Source organism: Bradyrhizobium sp. USDA 4532, from assembly GCF_024171315.1.
Classification (GTDB): Bacteria; Pseudomonadota; Alphaproteobacteria; order Rhizobiales; family Xanthobacteraceae; genus Bradyrhizobium; species Bradyrhizobium australafricanum.
Map to the genome: position 1 here is coordinate 6,280,444 of NZ_JALJZN010000001.1, position 14,901 is coordinate 6,295,344.

At 65.5% G+C, this 14,901-nt stretch carries 14 protein-coding genes; 6 read left to right on the plus strand and 8 right to left on the minus strand.

Annotated features, from left to right (window positions below; translation table 11 throughout):
* Positions 1 to 13: 13 nt before the first annotated feature.
* Positions 14 to 961, plus strand: a complete 948-nt coding sequence (gene ftsY, locus J2R76_RS28985) for a signal recognition particle-docking protein FtsY (protein WP_038384709.1) — start codon at positions 14 to 16, stop codon at positions 959 to 961.
* 82 nt (positions 962 to 1,043) lie between these two features.
* Entirely contained in the window at positions 1,044 to 1,646 is a 603-nt protein-coding gene (locus J2R76_RS28990; protein ID WP_057020937.1) for a septation protein A, read from the plus strand.
* Between the two features lie 180 nt (positions 1,647 to 1,826).
* Here the strand turns inward: J2R76_RS28990 and J2R76_RS28995 are convergent, their stop codons facing one another.
* The 5 genes from J2R76_RS28995 to ccmA form a co-directional block, all read right to left on the minus strand.
* Positions 1,827 to 2,420 carry a DsbE family thiol:disulfide interchange protein gene (locus J2R76_RS28995; protein ID WP_057020936.1) on the minus strand — a complete coding sequence of 198 codons (594 nt, stop codon included), beginning with the start codon at positions 2,418 to 2,420 and terminating at the stop codon, positions 1,827 to 1,829.
* Entirely contained in the window at positions 2,417 to 2,596 is a 180-nt protein-coding gene (gene ccmD, locus J2R76_RS29000; protein WP_057020935.1) for a heme exporter protein CcmD, read from the minus strand. Before ccmD ends, J2R76_RS28995 begins: the two co-directional genes overlap by 4 nt.
* 4 nt (positions 2,597 to 2,600) lie before the next feature.
* Positions 2,601 to 3,389 carry a heme ABC transporter permease gene (locus tag J2R76_RS29005; protein WP_076834639.1) on the minus strand — a complete coding sequence of 263 codons (789 nt, stop codon included), beginning with the start codon at positions 3,387 to 3,389 and terminating at the stop codon, positions 2,601 to 2,603.
* A 75-nt stretch (positions 3,390 to 3,464) separates the two neighbouring features.
* Positions 3,465 to 4,133, minus strand: coding sequence for a heme exporter protein CcmB (ccmB, locus tag J2R76_RS29010; RefSeq protein ID WP_076834637.1), 669 nt, complete (start codon positions 4,131 to 4,133; stop codon positions 3,465 to 3,467).
* Positions 4,130 to 4,732: a heme ABC exporter ATP-binding protein CcmA gene (ccmA, locus tag J2R76_RS29015; protein WP_076834635.1), complete on the minus strand. Its 603-nt coding sequence runs from the start codon at positions 4,730 to 4,732 to the stop codon at positions 4,130 to 4,132. Before ccmA ends, ccmB begins: the two co-directional genes overlap by 4 nt.
* A 240-nt stretch (positions 4,733 to 4,972) precedes the next feature.
* Here ccmA and acnA point away from each other — a divergent pair, with 240 nt between their 5' ends.
* The 3 genes from acnA to J2R76_RS29030 all read left to right on the plus strand — a co-directional run bounded on the left by acnA (position 4,973) and on the right by J2R76_RS29030 (position 9,580).
* Positions 4,973 to 7,693 (plus strand): aconitate hydratase AcnA, encoded by a 2,721-nt coding sequence (gene acnA, locus J2R76_RS29020; protein WP_076834633.1) that lies wholly within the window; start codon positions 4,973 to 4,975, stop codon positions 7,691 to 7,693.
* 226 nt (positions 7,694 to 7,919) lie between these two features.
* The gene (locus J2R76_RS29025; RefSeq protein WP_057020930.1) at positions 7,920 to 8,681 is read left to right on the plus strand and encodes a thioredoxin family protein; all 762 of its coding nucleotides are present in this window, start codon (positions 7,920 to 7,922) and stop codon (positions 8,679 to 8,681) included.
* 527 nt (positions 8,682 to 9,208) lie between these two features.
* Positions 9,209 to 9,580 carry a DUF2794 domain-containing protein gene (locus tag J2R76_RS29030; protein ID WP_028340822.1) on the plus strand — a complete coding sequence of 124 codons (372 nt, stop codon included), beginning with the start codon at positions 9,209 to 9,211 and terminating at the stop codon, positions 9,578 to 9,580.
* Between the two features lie 221 nt (positions 9,581 to 9,801).
* Here J2R76_RS29030 and J2R76_RS29035 read toward each other — a convergent pair whose 3' ends face one another.
* The 3 genes from J2R76_RS29035 to J2R76_RS29045 form a co-directional block, all read right to left on the minus strand.
* Entirely contained in the window at positions 9,802 to 10,593 is a 792-nt protein-coding gene (locus J2R76_RS29035) for a Bax inhibitor-1/YccA family protein (RefSeq protein WP_021078796.1), read from the minus strand.
* A gap of 234 nt (positions 10,594 to 10,827) precedes the next feature.
* Positions 10,828 to 13,398 carry an ABC transporter permease gene (locus tag J2R76_RS29040; protein WP_076834632.1) on the minus strand — a complete coding sequence of 857 codons (2,571 nt, stop codon included), beginning with the start codon at positions 13,396 to 13,398 and terminating at the stop codon, positions 10,828 to 10,830.
* Entirely contained in the window at positions 13,395 to 14,114 is a 720-nt protein-coding gene (locus J2R76_RS29045; RefSeq protein WP_028336302.1) for an ABC transporter ATP-binding protein, read from the minus strand. Before J2R76_RS29045 ends, J2R76_RS29040 begins: the two co-directional genes overlap by 4 nt.
* A gap of 55 nt (positions 14,115 to 14,169) precedes the next feature.
* On the opposite strand from J2R76_RS29045, the gene J2R76_RS29050 reads away from it, so the two are divergent.
* Complete coding sequence (locus J2R76_RS29050; protein WP_076834707.1) at positions 14,170 to 14,829, plus strand: arylesterase; 660 nt, start codon at positions 14,170 to 14,172, stop codon at positions 14,827 to 14,829.
* Positions 14,830 to 14,901 lie beyond the last annotated feature (72 nt).

The following is a 14,901-nucleotide window of genomic DNA, read 5'->3' on the forward strand; positions in this document are numbered from 1 at the left end:
ACACGTCCGCGCCATGAACGATACCACTGCGGGAACTCCAAAACAGAGCTGGTGGCAGCGGCTGAAGGGCGGCCTGAAGCGGACCTCGAGTTCGATCGGGACCGCGGTCGCCGACCTCGTCACCAAGCGCAAGCTCGATTCGGCCATGCTCGATGACATCGAGGATGTGCTGCTGCGCGCCGATCTCGGTACCGATGTCGCGGTCCGCATTGCGGAGGCTGTCGGCAAGGGGCGCTACGACAAGGCGATCTCGGCCGACGAGGTCAAGGACGTCGTCGCGACCGAGGTCGAGAAGGTGCTGTCGCCGGTGGCGAAGCCGCTCGAGATCGATACCGCGAAGCAGCCGTTCGTCATCTTGGTGGTCGGCGTCAACGGCTCCGGCAAGACCACGACGATCGGCAAGCTGGCCGCGAAATTCTCCGCCGAGGGCCGCAAGGTCATGCTGGCCGCCGGCGACACCTTCCGCGCCGCGGCGATCGAGCAGCTCAAGGTCTGGGGCGAGCGCACCAAGTCGCCGGTCATATCAGGCGCCCAGGGCTCGGATTCGGCGAGCCTTGCCTTCAGCGCGCTGACCGCGGCCAAGGAGCAGCAGCGCGACGTGCTGCTGATCGACACCGCCGGCCGCCTGCAGAACAAGTCCGAACTGATGAACGAGCTGGAAAAGGTCGTGCGCGTCATCAGGAAGGTCGATGCGTCGGCGCCGCACGCGGTGCTGCTCGTGCTCGACGCCACGGTGGGACAAAATGCGTTGTCGCAAGTCGAGGCGTTTCATCGTACGGCAGGCGTCACGGGGCTCGTGATGACCAAGCTTGACGGCACGGCGCGCGGCGGCATCCTTGTCGCGCTGTCGGAGAAGCACAAGCTGCCGGTGCATTTCATCGGCGTCGGCGAAGGCGTCGAGGACCTCGCGCCCTTCGCGGCGAAGGATTTTGCCAAGGCAATTGCTGGAATCGAGGCATGACCCCGACCCGAAGGGCCGCGTTAGCGCAAAGTGGACACCGGTTTTCGGATCGGGTCATGCCTCAAATCAAAGTAGAGAGTTGATGGACAAGACCCAGCCGCATCCGCTGTTCAAGCTGGCGACCGAACTCGGGCCACTGCTCGTGTTCTTTATCGCCAACGCCAAGTACCATCTGTTCGTCGCGACCGGCGCGTTCATGGTGGCGATCGTGGCCGCGATGATCGCATCCTATGTGGTGACCAGGCACGTGCCGATCATGGCGCTGGTGACCGGCGCGATCGTCTTGGTGTTCGGCACGCTGACGCTGGTGCTGCACGACGAGACCTTCATCAAGGTCAAGCCGACCATCATCTACGGGCTGTTCGCGGCCGTGCTCGGCGGCGGGCTGTTGTTCGGCCGGTCCTTCATCGCCATCATGTTCGACCAGGTGTTCAACCTGACGCCGCAGGGCTGGCGCATCCTCACCCTGCGCTGGGCGCTGTTCTTCGCCGGCATGGCGGTGCTCAACGAGCTTGTCTGGCGCACGCAGACCACGGATTTCTGGGTGAACTTCAAGGTGTTCGGCGTGACGCCGCTGACCATGATCTTCGCCATCGCCCAGATGCCGCTGACCAAGCGCTATCACCTTGAGCCGGTCTCGCTGGAGGCGAGTGAGGCCGACGCGGGCGACGTGCGGAAGGGGTGATCAGCACTCTGCTCCCTCGCCCCGCTCTCTTGTCCGCCGAAGCCCGCCTTCGGGCGAAGGCGGATGCGGGGAGAGGGTGGGGTGAGGGTCTCTCCACGGATAGGCTCGGAGTTTATTACAAACACCGTCCAAAGCCCCTCGCCGTAAAGGACGGGGAGAGGTGAGCGCAAGTAACGGCTATCAACTGCCCGCCGCGAGCGCCTTCTCGATCTCGGCCTTGAGCACGCGGTTGACGTTGTCCGGAGTCACCGGGCCGACCAGCTTGTAGACGATGGTGCCCTCGCGCCCGACCAGGAAGGTCTCGGGCACGCCATAGACGCCCCATTCGATCGAGGCGCGGCCGTTGCCGTCGACGCCGACGATGCCGAACGGATTGCCGTAGCGGCCGAGGAAGCGCCGGGCATTCTCGGGCGAGTCCTTGTAGTTGATGCCGATGATCTGGAAGCGCTTGTCCTTGCCGAGCTCGGTCAGCAGCGGCGCCTCGTCGTGACAAGGCACGCACCACGACGCCCAGACATTGACGACCGAGACCTTGCCCTTGAAGGCGGCGGGATCGAGACCGGGGACAGGCGCGCCGTCCCGCACCAGGCCGTCGAGCGCGGGCAGCGCGGTCTGCGGCGCCGGCCGGCCGATCAGCGCCGACGGGATTTTCGAGGGATCGCCACCATAGAGCCGCAGCAGGAACAGCCCGGCAAGGCCGAGGAAGATCAGCAGCGGCAGCACCACCAGCAGGCGGCGGGCTTGCGGCGGGCTGTTGGTCGCCTGATCGCTCATCTTATATCCGCCGCGCTGCGGCCCGAGCGGCGCGTCACGCCGCTGGCCTCGATCTCCCTGAGGCGCGCCTGTTGCCGGCGATAGTCGGCGATGATCCAGACGATCAGCAGCAGCACGACCGCCGCGACCAGCGCATAGGAGGTCACGATAAAGGAGGCGTAGGGACCAAGCGCCATCGTATCACGCCGCTCCAATTTCGTTTGACGCGGTTGCCTGCGAACCGCCGCCCACCTCGCTCGTGAACGAGACGCGGCTCGCCTGCATCATCTGCAGGCTGCGAACGCGCCGGCGCAGGATCTCGTTGCGCATCGCCGCTAGGTGCAAGGTGATGAACAGCAGCGAGAACGCGATCGCCATCACCAGCAGCGGCCACAGGAACGCCTTGTCGAGCGTCGGCCCGCCCGCGCGAAACACCGAGGCCGGCTGATGCAGCGTGTTCCACCAGTCGACCGAGAACTTGATGATCGGGATGTTGATCGCGCCTACCAGCGTGAGCACCGCCGCCGCCCGCGCCGCACGCGACGGGTCCTCCACCGCGCGCCACAGCGCCATCAGGCCGAGATACATCAGGAACAGGATCAAGACCGAGGTCAGGCGTGCATCCCACTCCCAATAGGTGCCCCACATCGGCCGGCCCCACAGCGAGCCGGTGACGAGCGCAAGCAAGGTGAAGGCGGCGCCGATCGGAGCTGCGGCTTTCGCGGCGACGTCGGCGAGCGGATGCCGCCACACGAGGGTGCCGAGCGCGGCCACGCTCATGACGCCCCAGACGAACATCGACAGCCACGCATTCGGCACGTGGATGAACATGATCTTGACCGTCGCGCCCTGCTGGTAGTCGTCGGGCGCCATCGCCGACTGGTAGAGCCCGATCGCGAGCAGGATAGCGGTCACGCCCGCGAGCCACGGCAGCATGCGCGCGGTCAGCGCCAGAAACTTGGTCGGATTGGCGAGGTCGGTCAGCGTCATGGCACCCTGATAATCGTCCGATGTGTCGCAGGCAATCGGCCGATCTCCTCCCGGCGAGATTTGATCGGGCTCATTTCAGTCCAGCCCGTGCCGCAGGCTCGCGGCGGCGGCAAAGGGGCCGATCACGAGGCTGGCAAGTGACAGCGCGCAGAGGATCGAGAATGGTGTTCCAAAGGGCGGGGGGCCCGATATCGCCGCCTGCGAGGCCGCAACCCCGAAGATCAGCACCGGGATCGACAGCGGCAGCACCAGCACCGCCAGCAATAGCCCGCCGCGATGCAGCGTCACCGCCAGGGCCGCGCCGATCATGCCGGTGAAGGTCAGCGCCGGTGTTCCCGCCAGCAGCGTTGCGGCGACCGCGAGCGTCGCGGTGCCGTCGAGATTGAGCAGCAGGCCGAGCACCGGGGTTGCGATGATCAGCGGCAGGCCGGCGGCGATCCAGTGCGCCAGCGCCTTGGCGGCGCAGGCGAGTTCCAGCGGCGTCCGGCTCATCACGATGAGGTCGAGCGAGCCGTCCTCGTGGTCGGCCGTGAACAGGCGGTCGAGCGTGAGCAGGCTCGCCAGCAACGCGCCGAGCCAGAGGATGGCGGGGCCGAGCCGCGACAGCAGCGCGAGATCCGGGCCCACCGCGAACGGCATCAGCACCGTGACGGTGAGGAAGAACAGCACGCCGATCAGCGCGCCGCCGCCGACGCGCAGCGCGATGCGGATGTCGCGCCGGATCAAGGCGCCAAGCGCGCTCATGCCGCGCCTCCCATCCGCAGATCGCGCGCGTCGATGCCGAGCGGCAGGTGCGTCGCCGCGACGATCAGGCCGCCCTGTGCGAGATGGTCACGCATCAGCCCGACGAACAGCGCCTGTCCGGCCGCGTCGAGCGCCGATGTCGGCTCGTCCAGCAGCCACACCAGCCGCCGCACCGAGAGCAGGCGCGCGATCGACAGGCGGCGGCGCTGGCCGGCGGAAAGATAGGCCGCCGGCAGGTGCGCGGCGTGGTCGAGCGCCACGGCGGCAAGGCACTGCCCGGCATCCTTGGTCTCGCCGCCGAGAAATTCCCGCCAGAAGGACAGATTTTCCGCAACGCTCAGCGCCGGCTTCAGGGCGTCGCGGTGGCCGAGATAGTGGGCCTGCTCAGGCAGGCTGAGCTCGGCGTCGCCGCCTTCGAGCGCGACCACACCCTCGGCGGGAACCAATAGCCCGGCGAGGACGCGCAGCAGCGAGGTCTTGCCGGCGCCATTGGGGCCGGTGATGGCGAGTGCCTCGCCTGACGTGGCCGACAGATCGAGGCCGGAAAACACCTCGCGTCCGCCGCGCACGCATTTCAGATTTCGTCCCGAGAGCCGCATGGTTCGTCTTGTCACAGCCCTCTGAAATCTTTCGCTACCGCGTGAGAATTTTTGGGTCGCGCAACGCTGTCGCACGCTTGTCGGTGTGGCGGCGCTTCTAGAAAGGTTCTATAAGCCCGGAACTTGATGCAGCACACACAGTCGGCGGCCGCAACCCACCCCAGGCCATCCCTTGGCCAGTGTCGATCGCCGGTGTTTAGTTACCCTTGCCGGGTATAACTGAGAATTGGGATTCCTCGCATGACCTCGCTCGACAGCTTCAAATGCCGCAAGACCCTGAAGGTCGGCGGCAAGTCCTACGTCTATTACAGCCTGCCCCAGGCAGAGAAGAACGGACTGAAGGGGATTTCGAAGCTGCCGTATTCGATGAAGGTTCTGCTGGAGAACCTGCTGCGCAACGAGGACGGCCGCACCGTCAAGAAGGAAGACATCGTTGCGGTGTCGAAGTGGCTGAAGAAGCGCCAGCTCGAGCACGAAATCGCGTTCCGCCCGGCGCGCGTCCTGATGCAGGATTTCACCGGCGTCCCGGCCGTGGTCGACCTCGCGGCGATGCGCAACGCGATGCAGAACCTCGGCGGCGATGCCGAGAAGATCAACCCGCTGGTGCCGGTCGATCTCGTCATCGACCACTCGGTGATCGTCAACTTCTTCGGTGACAACAAGGCGTTCGCGAAGAACGTCACCGAGGAATACAAGCAGAACCAGGAGCGCTACGAGTTCCTGAAGTGGGGCCAGAAGGCGTTCTCGAACTTCTCGGTGGTGCCGCCCGGCACCGGCATCTGCCACCAGGTCAACCTCGAATATCTCGCGCAGACGGTGTGGACCAAGAAGGAGAAGATGACGGTCGGCCGGAAGACCGGCACCTTCGAGGTCGCCTATCCCGACTCGCTGGTCGGCACCGACTCGCACACCACGATGGTCAACGGCCTCGCTGTGCTCGGCTGGGGCGTGGGCGGCATCGAGGCGGAGGCCTGCATGCTCGGCCAGCCGCTGTCGATGCTGCTGCCCGAAGTGGTCGGCTTCAAGCTCAAGGGCCAGCTCAAGGAAGGCGTCACCGCGACCGACCTCGTGCTGACCGTCACCCAGATGCTGCGCAAGCTCGGCGTGGTCGGCAAGTTCGTTGAATTCTTCGGCCCGGGCCTCGACTATCTCTCGGTCGCGGACAAGGCGACCATCGGCAACATGGCGCCCGAATATGGCGCGACCTGCGGCTTCTTCCCGGTCGACGCCGCGACCATCGATTACCTGAAGACCTCGGGCCGCAAGGCCGATCGCGTCAAGCTGGTGCAGTCCTACGCCAAGGCGCAGGGCCTGTTCCGCACCGCCAAGTCGACTGACCCGGTGTTCACTACCACGCTGACGCTCGACCTCGGCGACGTCGTGCCGTCGATGGCCGGGCCGAAGCGCCCCGAAGGCCGCATCGCGCTGCCGGCGGTGTCGACCGGTTTCGCGACCGCGCTGGTCGGCGAATACAAGAAGCCCGAGGGCGAGCAGAAGCGTTATGCGGTCGAGGGCCGTGACTTCGATCTCGGCCATGGCGACGTCGTGATCGCGGCGATCACCTCCTGCACCAACACCTCCAATCCGAGCGTGCTGATCGGCGCCGGCCTGCTGGCGCGCAAGGCGGCCGCCAAGGGCCTCAAGGCCAAGCCGTGGGTGAAGACCTCGCTCGCGCCGGGCAGCCAGGTGGTGGCGGAGTATCTCGCCAATTCTGGCCTGCAGGCCGATCTCGACAAGGTCGGCTTCAACCTCGTCGGCTTCGGCTGCACGACCTGCATCGGCAATTCCGGCCCGCTGCCGGAAGACATCTCGAAGTCAATCAACGAAAACGGCATCGTCGCCGCCGCCGTGCTGTCGGGCAACCGCAACTTCGAAGGCCGCGTCTCGCCCGACGTGCAGGCGAACTACCTCGCCTCGCCGCCGCTCGTCGTCGCGCATGCGATCGCCGGCACCGTGACCAAGGATCTCGCGGTCGAGCCGCTCGGCATCGGCAAGGACGGCAAGCCGGTGTTCCTCAAGGACATTTGGCCGACCGCCAAGGAGATCAACGCCTTCATGAAGAAGTACGTCACCGCGACGATCTTCAAGAAGAAGTACGCCGACGTGTTCAAGGGCGATACCAACTGGCGCAAGATCAAGACCACGGAAAGCGAGACCTATCGCTGGAACATGAGCTCGACCTATGTGCAGAACCCGCCCTATTTCGAGGGCATGAAGAAGCAGCCGGATCCGGTCACCGACGTGGTCGACGCGCGGATCCTCGCGATGTTCGGCGACAAGATCACCACCGACCACATCTCGCCGGCCGGTTCGATCAAGCTGACCTCACCCGCCGGCAAGTTCCTCAGCGAGCACCAGGTGCGTCCCGCCGACTTCAACCAGTACGGCACGAGGCGCGGCAACCATGAAGTGATGATGCGCGGCACCTTCGCCAACATCCGCATCAAGAACTTCATGCTGAAGGGTGCCGACGGCAATATTCCGGAAGGCGGTTTGACCAAGCACTGGCCCGACGGCGAGCAGATGTCGATCTACGACGCCGCGATGAAGTACCAGCAGGAGAGCGTGCCGCTGGTGGTGTTCGCCGGCGCCGAATACGGCAACGGCTCGTCGCGCGACTGGGCCGCAAAGGGCACGCGCCTGCTCGGCGTGCGCGCGGTGATCTGCCAGAGCTTCGAGCGCATCCATCGCTCCAACCTGGTCGGCATGGGTGTGCTTCCGCTCACCTTCCAGGACGGCACGTCGTGGTCCTCGCTCGGCCTCAAGGGCGACGAGAAGGTCACGATCCGCGGGCTGCAGGGCGACCTGAAGCCGCGCCAGACGCTAACGGCCGAGATCGTCTCCGCTGACGGCGGCAAAAAGGATGTCCCGCTGCTCTGCCGGATCGATACGCTGGACGAGCTCGACTACTATCGCAACGGCGGCATCCTGCATTATGTGCTGCGCAAACTCGCGGCCTAAGGCCCCTTTGTTTGAGCATGGTCTGTCCGGAAAACCGTTTCACACTTTTCCGGACCATGCTCCAACGCGGATTTGTGATCGGTGCCTCACTGCTTAGTGAGTAGCGGCTAAAAAGAAGGCGGCCTATGAAAAGGCCGCTTTCTCGCGTTTTGGGGCACGCAAGTTCAGGGACAGACTTCATGCTCCGTACAATTACGGATGGAAATCATCACGACTGGTTCGCAGTATGACAGCGATGATGGCCTATAACTGTATCTCGCGATGGTCCAGCGCCCTTGGTATCTGCGCAATCGTCGCGATCATCCGCCCCGCCCACGCCGATCCGCGTGCCGTCGTCGAACTCTTCACCTCGCAGGGATGCTCGTCCTGTCCGCCCGCGGACAAGATCATCGGTGACCTCGCGAAGGACCCCAACGTCATCGCGCTGAGCATGCCGATCGACTATTGGGACTATCTCGGCTGGAAGGACACGCTGGCCGATTCCCGTTTCAGCGCGCGCCAGAAGGCCTATTCGCATGTTCGCGGCGACCGCGACGTCTACACGCCGCAAGCCGTGATCAATGGCTCCGCGCATGTGATCGGCAGCGATCGCGCCAGTATCGAGGACGCCATCAAGGACACCGAAAGGAGCGGCAGCGTGATGTCGGTGCCCGTGACGATGACGCTGAGCGGAAAGCAGATCAACGTGTCGGTCGCCGCATCGAAGTCGCCGGCCGTGTCGCGCGGCGAGGTCTGGATCTGCTCGATCTCGAAGTCGGTGCCGATCTCGATCGCGCGCGGCGAGAACCGCGGCCGCGAGATCACCTACCACAACGTCGTGCGCAATCTCCTCAAGGTCGGTGACTGGAACGGTTCGTCCGGGAGCTGGACCGTGCCGCTGGAGAACATCACGCGTGACGGTGTCGATGCTGCGGCGGTGTACGTCCAGGACGGCAACCGCGACAAGCCGGGCCCGATGCTCGGCGCTGCCTTCACCTCACTTCACTAGCGCCTCGCTGCGGTAAGGCGCGATGCGCTGGCTTCCGCCGGTCGCACGCATGTTTTCGTGCAGCCGCATGGCGACAAACCTGCATTCAGTGATCTGCCGAAAGGAAGGCGCCGGTGCTTGGCGCGCGCGTCTCGCTTGCGCAGGCCCCAAAACAAAAAGGACCAACTTTCGTTGGCCCAGTGTTGGGATTTGACTCCCCTGCGAACAGGCCCGATCCCGACGGCCCCGGGGGGCTGGGGGCTGAGGAATCCGGAACCGAAAGGACCGGGCCAACGCAGGGTTTCCTTTTCGCAGGGCAGCGGGGCGGGCGATGGGCGGAAGTGGGGCAGCAATATGATTCCGCTAACGTTCCCGTGACTCTGCGGTTTTTCGGACAATCCGCCGCGCGCGGCGGTGGTTAAGGCCCGGTTGCATTGCGATTGGCCCCTTGCGGGCCCGCGCGCTTAGCGCGATCATGTCACTCTCGTGACGATCCCGAAGAGGGGCCTTCGGAACCCGATCGCCACCGAGGTGACAGGAGGCGCTCGATGAGTTTGATCTCGGAGGACACTGATCCGAGCGGGAGTCGTGCCGCGGCGCGCACCGCCGCCGCGACCCCTCAGCCCAATCGCGTGACTTTCAATCGACTTGAACTCAACCGCATTCTCAATCTCTACGGCCGCATGGTCGCCGACGGCGAGTGGCGCGATTATGCGATCGACTTCCTGAAGGATCGGGCCGTGTTCTCGGTGTTCCGGCGCGCGTCGGAAGTGCCGATCTACCGGATCGAGAAGGACCCCCGGCTTGCGCGCAAGCAGGGCATGTACAGCGTGATTTCCGCGACCGGCCTGATCCTGCGCCGCGGCCATGAACTCGAACGCGTGCTGTTCGTGATCGACCGCAAGCTGTCGCTGGTCTAAGCGCGTCAGGTCAGTCTGCTTGCAGCCCGGATGGAGCCAACGGGCCGCGCGAACGCGCTCGATGGCAGGCTCCGCTCAATCCGGGGCCGTTGAAGCCGCGGATGAGCCTGTCCCGGATTTCGCTTGCGCTTCATCCGGGCTACATCACATCTCGCCTCGCCCAAAAGAAAAGCCCCGGCGGAATGGCCGGGGCTTGGATTTGATCGGCTCGCTCGAGGCGCTTAGTCGCGCTGGCCGAGCAGCTGCAGGAGCAGCGTGAACAGGTTGATGAAGTTCAGGTAGAGCGACAGCGCACCAGTGATTGCCGCACGCTCTGCCATCACGCCACCCTGCGAGGCGTAGCCGTAGATGTAGTCGTTCTTCAGCCGCTGGGTGTCCCAGGCGGTGAGGCCCGCGAACACCAGCACGCCGACCACCGACACGATGAACTGCAGCGCCGAGCTCGCCAGGAACAGGTTGACCAGGCTCGCGATGATGATGCCGATCAGACCCATGAACAGGAACGAGCCCATGCCGCTCATGTCACGCTTGGTGGTGTAGCCGTAGAGGCTCAGCGCACCGAACGTTGCCGCGGTGATGAAGAACACGCGCACGATCGAGGTGTGCGTGTACACCAGGAAGATCGACGACAGCGACAGACCCATCAGCGCCGAGAACACCCAGAACAGGAGTTGGGCGGTCGCGGGCTGCAGGCGGTTGATGCCGGCCGAGATGACGAACACCATCGCCAGAGGGGCGAGGATGAACAGCCACTTCAGCGGGCTCACGAACATCGCGTAGCCGAACTGCGTCAGATAGGCGTTGCCGAACTTGGCGACGGCGGCCGACTGGTCGGTCGTCACCGCACCCATGTAGACGCCGAGCGCGGCGAGGCCGGTGATGGCCAGGCCGATGCTCATGTAGTTGTAGATGCGCAGCATGTAGGCGCGCAGACCGGCGTCGACGGCCGCAGCGTCAATGCGCCCGGCGGCCCGGCCGAAAGGAGAAGCGTAGTTGCGGTCTAGGTCCGACATGGTCGAATTCCCGTGGTTGGTCCCGGTGGAGCGCAAGGGATTTGCGGCGCCGGTCGTAAATCTATCTCAGATGGCTCGGTTTGCGGAACATTAATTCCGTGTCATTCAAACCGACTATCCGACCCGATTGGTATGTGGGAAATTAACACATCCGACGCAAGCTTCCACGCGCGGCCGAATGTCGCTCTGCCCTAGCATCATAGGCAAAAACGGCGCTCGCGCCGCTACATTTTGTCACAAATTCCGCAACACTGAGGCCGGCTTCTGGTTTAGCGCGAGCAGCGTCCCGGCGAGCCCCAGTCCGACCGTGACGACCAGCGCGGCGACCACGACCAGCGCGGCGCTGCCGGCCTGCCAGATAAAACTCAGCGTCATCAGCCTAGTCACGATCAGCCAGGCCGCGATCGAGCCGGCGATCACCCCGAACACCGCGGTTGCAAAACCGATCATCAGATACTCCAGCGCGTAGGCGCCGAGCAGTCGCACCCGCGTGGCGCCGAGCGTCTTGAGAATCACGGCGTCATAGACGCGGTGGCGGTGTCCGGCGGCGAGCGCGCCGCCGAGCACCAGGATCGCGGAGATCAGCGTCACGGCGCTGGCGCCGCGGATCGCCAGCACCAGATTGCTGACCACGCTGCCGACCGTCTCCAGCGCCTCGCGGACCCGCACGCTGGTCACCATCGGGAACGCGTCGGCGACCTGCTTGATGATGCGCGCGTCGTCGGCGGAATCGGCGTGTGGTTCCGTCAGGGTCGCGACATGGCTGTGCGGCGCACCCCTGAAGGCATTCGGCGAGAACACCAGCACGAAATTGATGCCGAGGCCCTGCCAGTCGATGTTGCGCAGGTTGGCGATTTTCGCCGGCACGTCGCGTCCGAGCACGTTGACGACGATCTCGTCGCCGATCTTCAACGACAGGCCGTCGGCGATCTTCTTCTCCATCGAGACCAGCGGCGGCCCGCTGTAGTCCGGCCCCCACCATTCGCCCTCGACGATCTTCGAGCCCTTGGGAATTTCGCCGGTGTAGGTCAGGCCCCGGTCGCTCTGCAGCACCCACTCCGAATCGACCGACGGCTTGAGCTGGTCGGCCTTGACGCCGCGCGCGGCCACGATCCGTCCGCGCAGCATCGGTACATCCTCGACGGTCGAGCCGGCGGCGACCTTCGCCAGGAAGGCATTGAAGCGGTCGGCCTCGGTGGAGGGGATGTCGATGAAGAAGAACGACGGCGCCCGCTCCGGCAGGGCGGCCAGGAATTGCCGGCGCAGATTGCCGTCGATCTGGGTGATGGTGACGAGCACCGCCAGCCCGAGCCCCAGCGACAGCACCACCGACGGCGTCAGCGCGCCCGGCCGGTGGATGTTGGCGATCGCGAGCCGCAGCATGGTCATGCGGCTGCGCGGCAGCCGCCGCGCCACCGCCATCAGGAGCTCGGCGATTCCGCGCAGCAGCAGGAACACCGCGATCGACGAGGCGACGAACACGGCAGCGACCCGCTTGTCATAGGCAAGCCCGATCGCGACTCCGATCAGGAGCGCGATCACCACGGCCATCAGCGCCAGATAGCTCCAGCGCGGGCGATGCCACTCGCTGGCGACGGTCTCGCGGAACAGCGCCGCGACCGGCACGTCATGCACCCGGCCGAGTGGCCACAGCCCGAACGCCAGCGCGGTGAGCTGGCCGTAGAGGAAGGACAGCGCGAGCTCGTCGGGATGCAGCGCGGGCACTACCGGCAGCGGCAGCAGCTTGCCGAACAGGCCGACGATGACGAAGGGGAGCGCGGCGCCGAGCACGAGCCCGATCGCCGAGCCGATCCCGGCCAGCACCACCACCTGCGTGCAGTAGATCGTGAAGACGTCGCGGCCGGTGGCGCCGAGCGCCTTGAACGAAGCGATGACGTCGCGGCGCCGGTCGATATGGCTCTTCACCGCGTTGGCGACGCCGACACCGCCGACCAGTAGCGCCGCGAGGCCGACCAGGGTCAGGAACTGGGTGAAGCGGTTGATGGTGCGCTCGAGCTGCGGCGAGGCATTGCTGCGGCTGCGGAGCTCCCAGCCGGCCTCCGGCGCGGCGGTCCGCGCGCCGTCGATCAGCGCGGTGGTGGCGCGATCGTCGTTGGCGCCGTCAGGCAGCTTCACGCGGTAGATCCAGCGCACCAGGCTGCCCGGTTGCAGCAGGTCGGTGGCGTGCAGGCTGGCTTCGCTGACCAGGAAGCGCGGCCCGAGGCCGACGCCGCCGGCAAGCTTGTCGGGCTCGGCCACCACCACGCTGCGGATCTGGTAGGTCGCACTGCCGATGGTGACGCGGTCACCGAGCTTCAGGTCGAGCCGCGCCAGCAACGTCGAATCGGCGGCCGCGCCGTAGACGCCGTCGCGTTCGGCAAGCAGATCGGCGACCGGCATGTTCGGCTCGAGCGTCAGCTCGCCGAGCATCGGATATTTGCCGTCGACGGCCTTCAGCTCGACCAGCGCCAGCTTGCCGTCATTGCTGCGGGCCATCGCGCGCAGCGTGGCCGCGATCGAAACCTCGCCGCGCGTGCGCAGATAGGCGACCTCGTTGGGTTTGGCCTCGCGCGAGATCAGCGAGAATGCGACGTCGCCGCCGAGCAGCGTACGTCCCTCGCGGGACAGGCCGTCGCCAAGGCTCGCGGCGACCGAGCCGACGCCGGCAATCGCCATCACGCCGAGCGCGATGCAGGCGATGAACACGTAGAAGCCGCGCAGGCCGCCGCGCAATTCGCGCAGCGCATAACGGAAGGCAAGCGACGACGCGCGGCCCTGCACCGCGGCTTCGGACGCGATGCTCATGTCGTGGATTGTCCGTCGATGCGGCCGGAGCGCAGCCGCACGACGCGGTCGCAGCGCTGCGCGAGCGCGAGATCGTGCGTCACCAGCACCAGCGTCATGCCGCGCTCGGCGTGCTTGGTGAACAGCAGGTCGACGATCTGCTTGCCTGTCGTCTCGTCGAGATTCCCGGTCGGCTCGTCGGCAACGAGGATCGCGGGATCGGGCGCGAGCGCGCGCGCGATCGCGACGCGCTGCTGCTCGCCGCCGGAGAGTTGCGTCGGATAATGATGCAGCCGCTCGCCGAGCCCGACCGATTGCAGCTCCTGCGCGGCGCGCGCAGCGGCATCGGGATTGCCGGCGAGCTCGAGCGGCACCGCCACGTTCTCCAGCGCCGTCATGGTCGGGATCAGATGGAATGACTGGAAGACGATGCCGACCTGGCGGCCGCGGAAGCGCGCCAGCGCATCTTCGTCGAGGGCATTGAACGAGGTGCCGTTGACGACCACTTCTCCACTGTCAGGACGTTCGAGCCCCGCCATTACCATCAGCAAGGTCGACTTGCCCGAGCCCGACGGGCCGATCAGGCCGATGGCCTCACCCGCTGCCACACGAAGGCTGATATCTTTGAGGATATGGACCCGTGCCGCGCCGGTGCCGAGCGAGAGATTGACGTTCCTGACGGCAATGGTGTCCGGCTCGACGTCGGTCAGTGAAGAGGATTCGATGAGACTGTCCATGGTTCGGTCATATGGCACTTCCGCGTCTGCGGTCGAGGGCCGGTTGAGAATCTTCGTGCACATACTCGTGTTGCTTATGGGCTTGATGACGGCGGCCAGCGCGCAGACGCCAAGGCTGGAGAATGGCCCGGAGAAGGGCCCGGCGAAGCCGATCAAGATGGTGGTTCTGGGCGATTCCCTGAGCGCCGGGTACGGCCTCCCAGGCCCGGCGGCATTCCCGATCCGGCTGCAAAAGGCGTTGGAAGCCAAGGGGATAAAGGTCGAGATGAGCAATGCCGGGGTGTCCGGCGACACCGCCTCGGGCGGCCGCGAGCGACTCGACTGGTCGGTGCCTGATGGAACCGATGCCGTGATTGTCGAGCTTGGCGCCAACGATGCCTTGCGCGGCATCGATCCCGCCGTCACGCGTGCCGCGCTCTCCGACATCATCACAAAGTTGCAGGCGCGCAAGATCGCCGTGCTCTTGTGCGGCATGCTCGCGCCACCGAACTATGGCAGTGAGTATGCAGCGAAGTTCAACGCGATCTATCCGGATCTCTCGAAGACCCTTGGCGTGCCGCTCTATCCGTTCTTCCTCGATGGGGTTGCCGCCGACGCGAAACTCAACCAGGCCGACGGCATGCATCCGACGGCAGCAGGTGTGGACATCGTTGTGAAAAATATCCTGCCCACAGTGGAGGCATTTCTCGGCGCAATATCAGGGCAACGCAGTTGAAGCGCAGGCAGTGAGCCGTGCCGTGTCCGTAGGTTTACGAGCTGTTAACGGGTCATGCTTCGCAGAGTCACA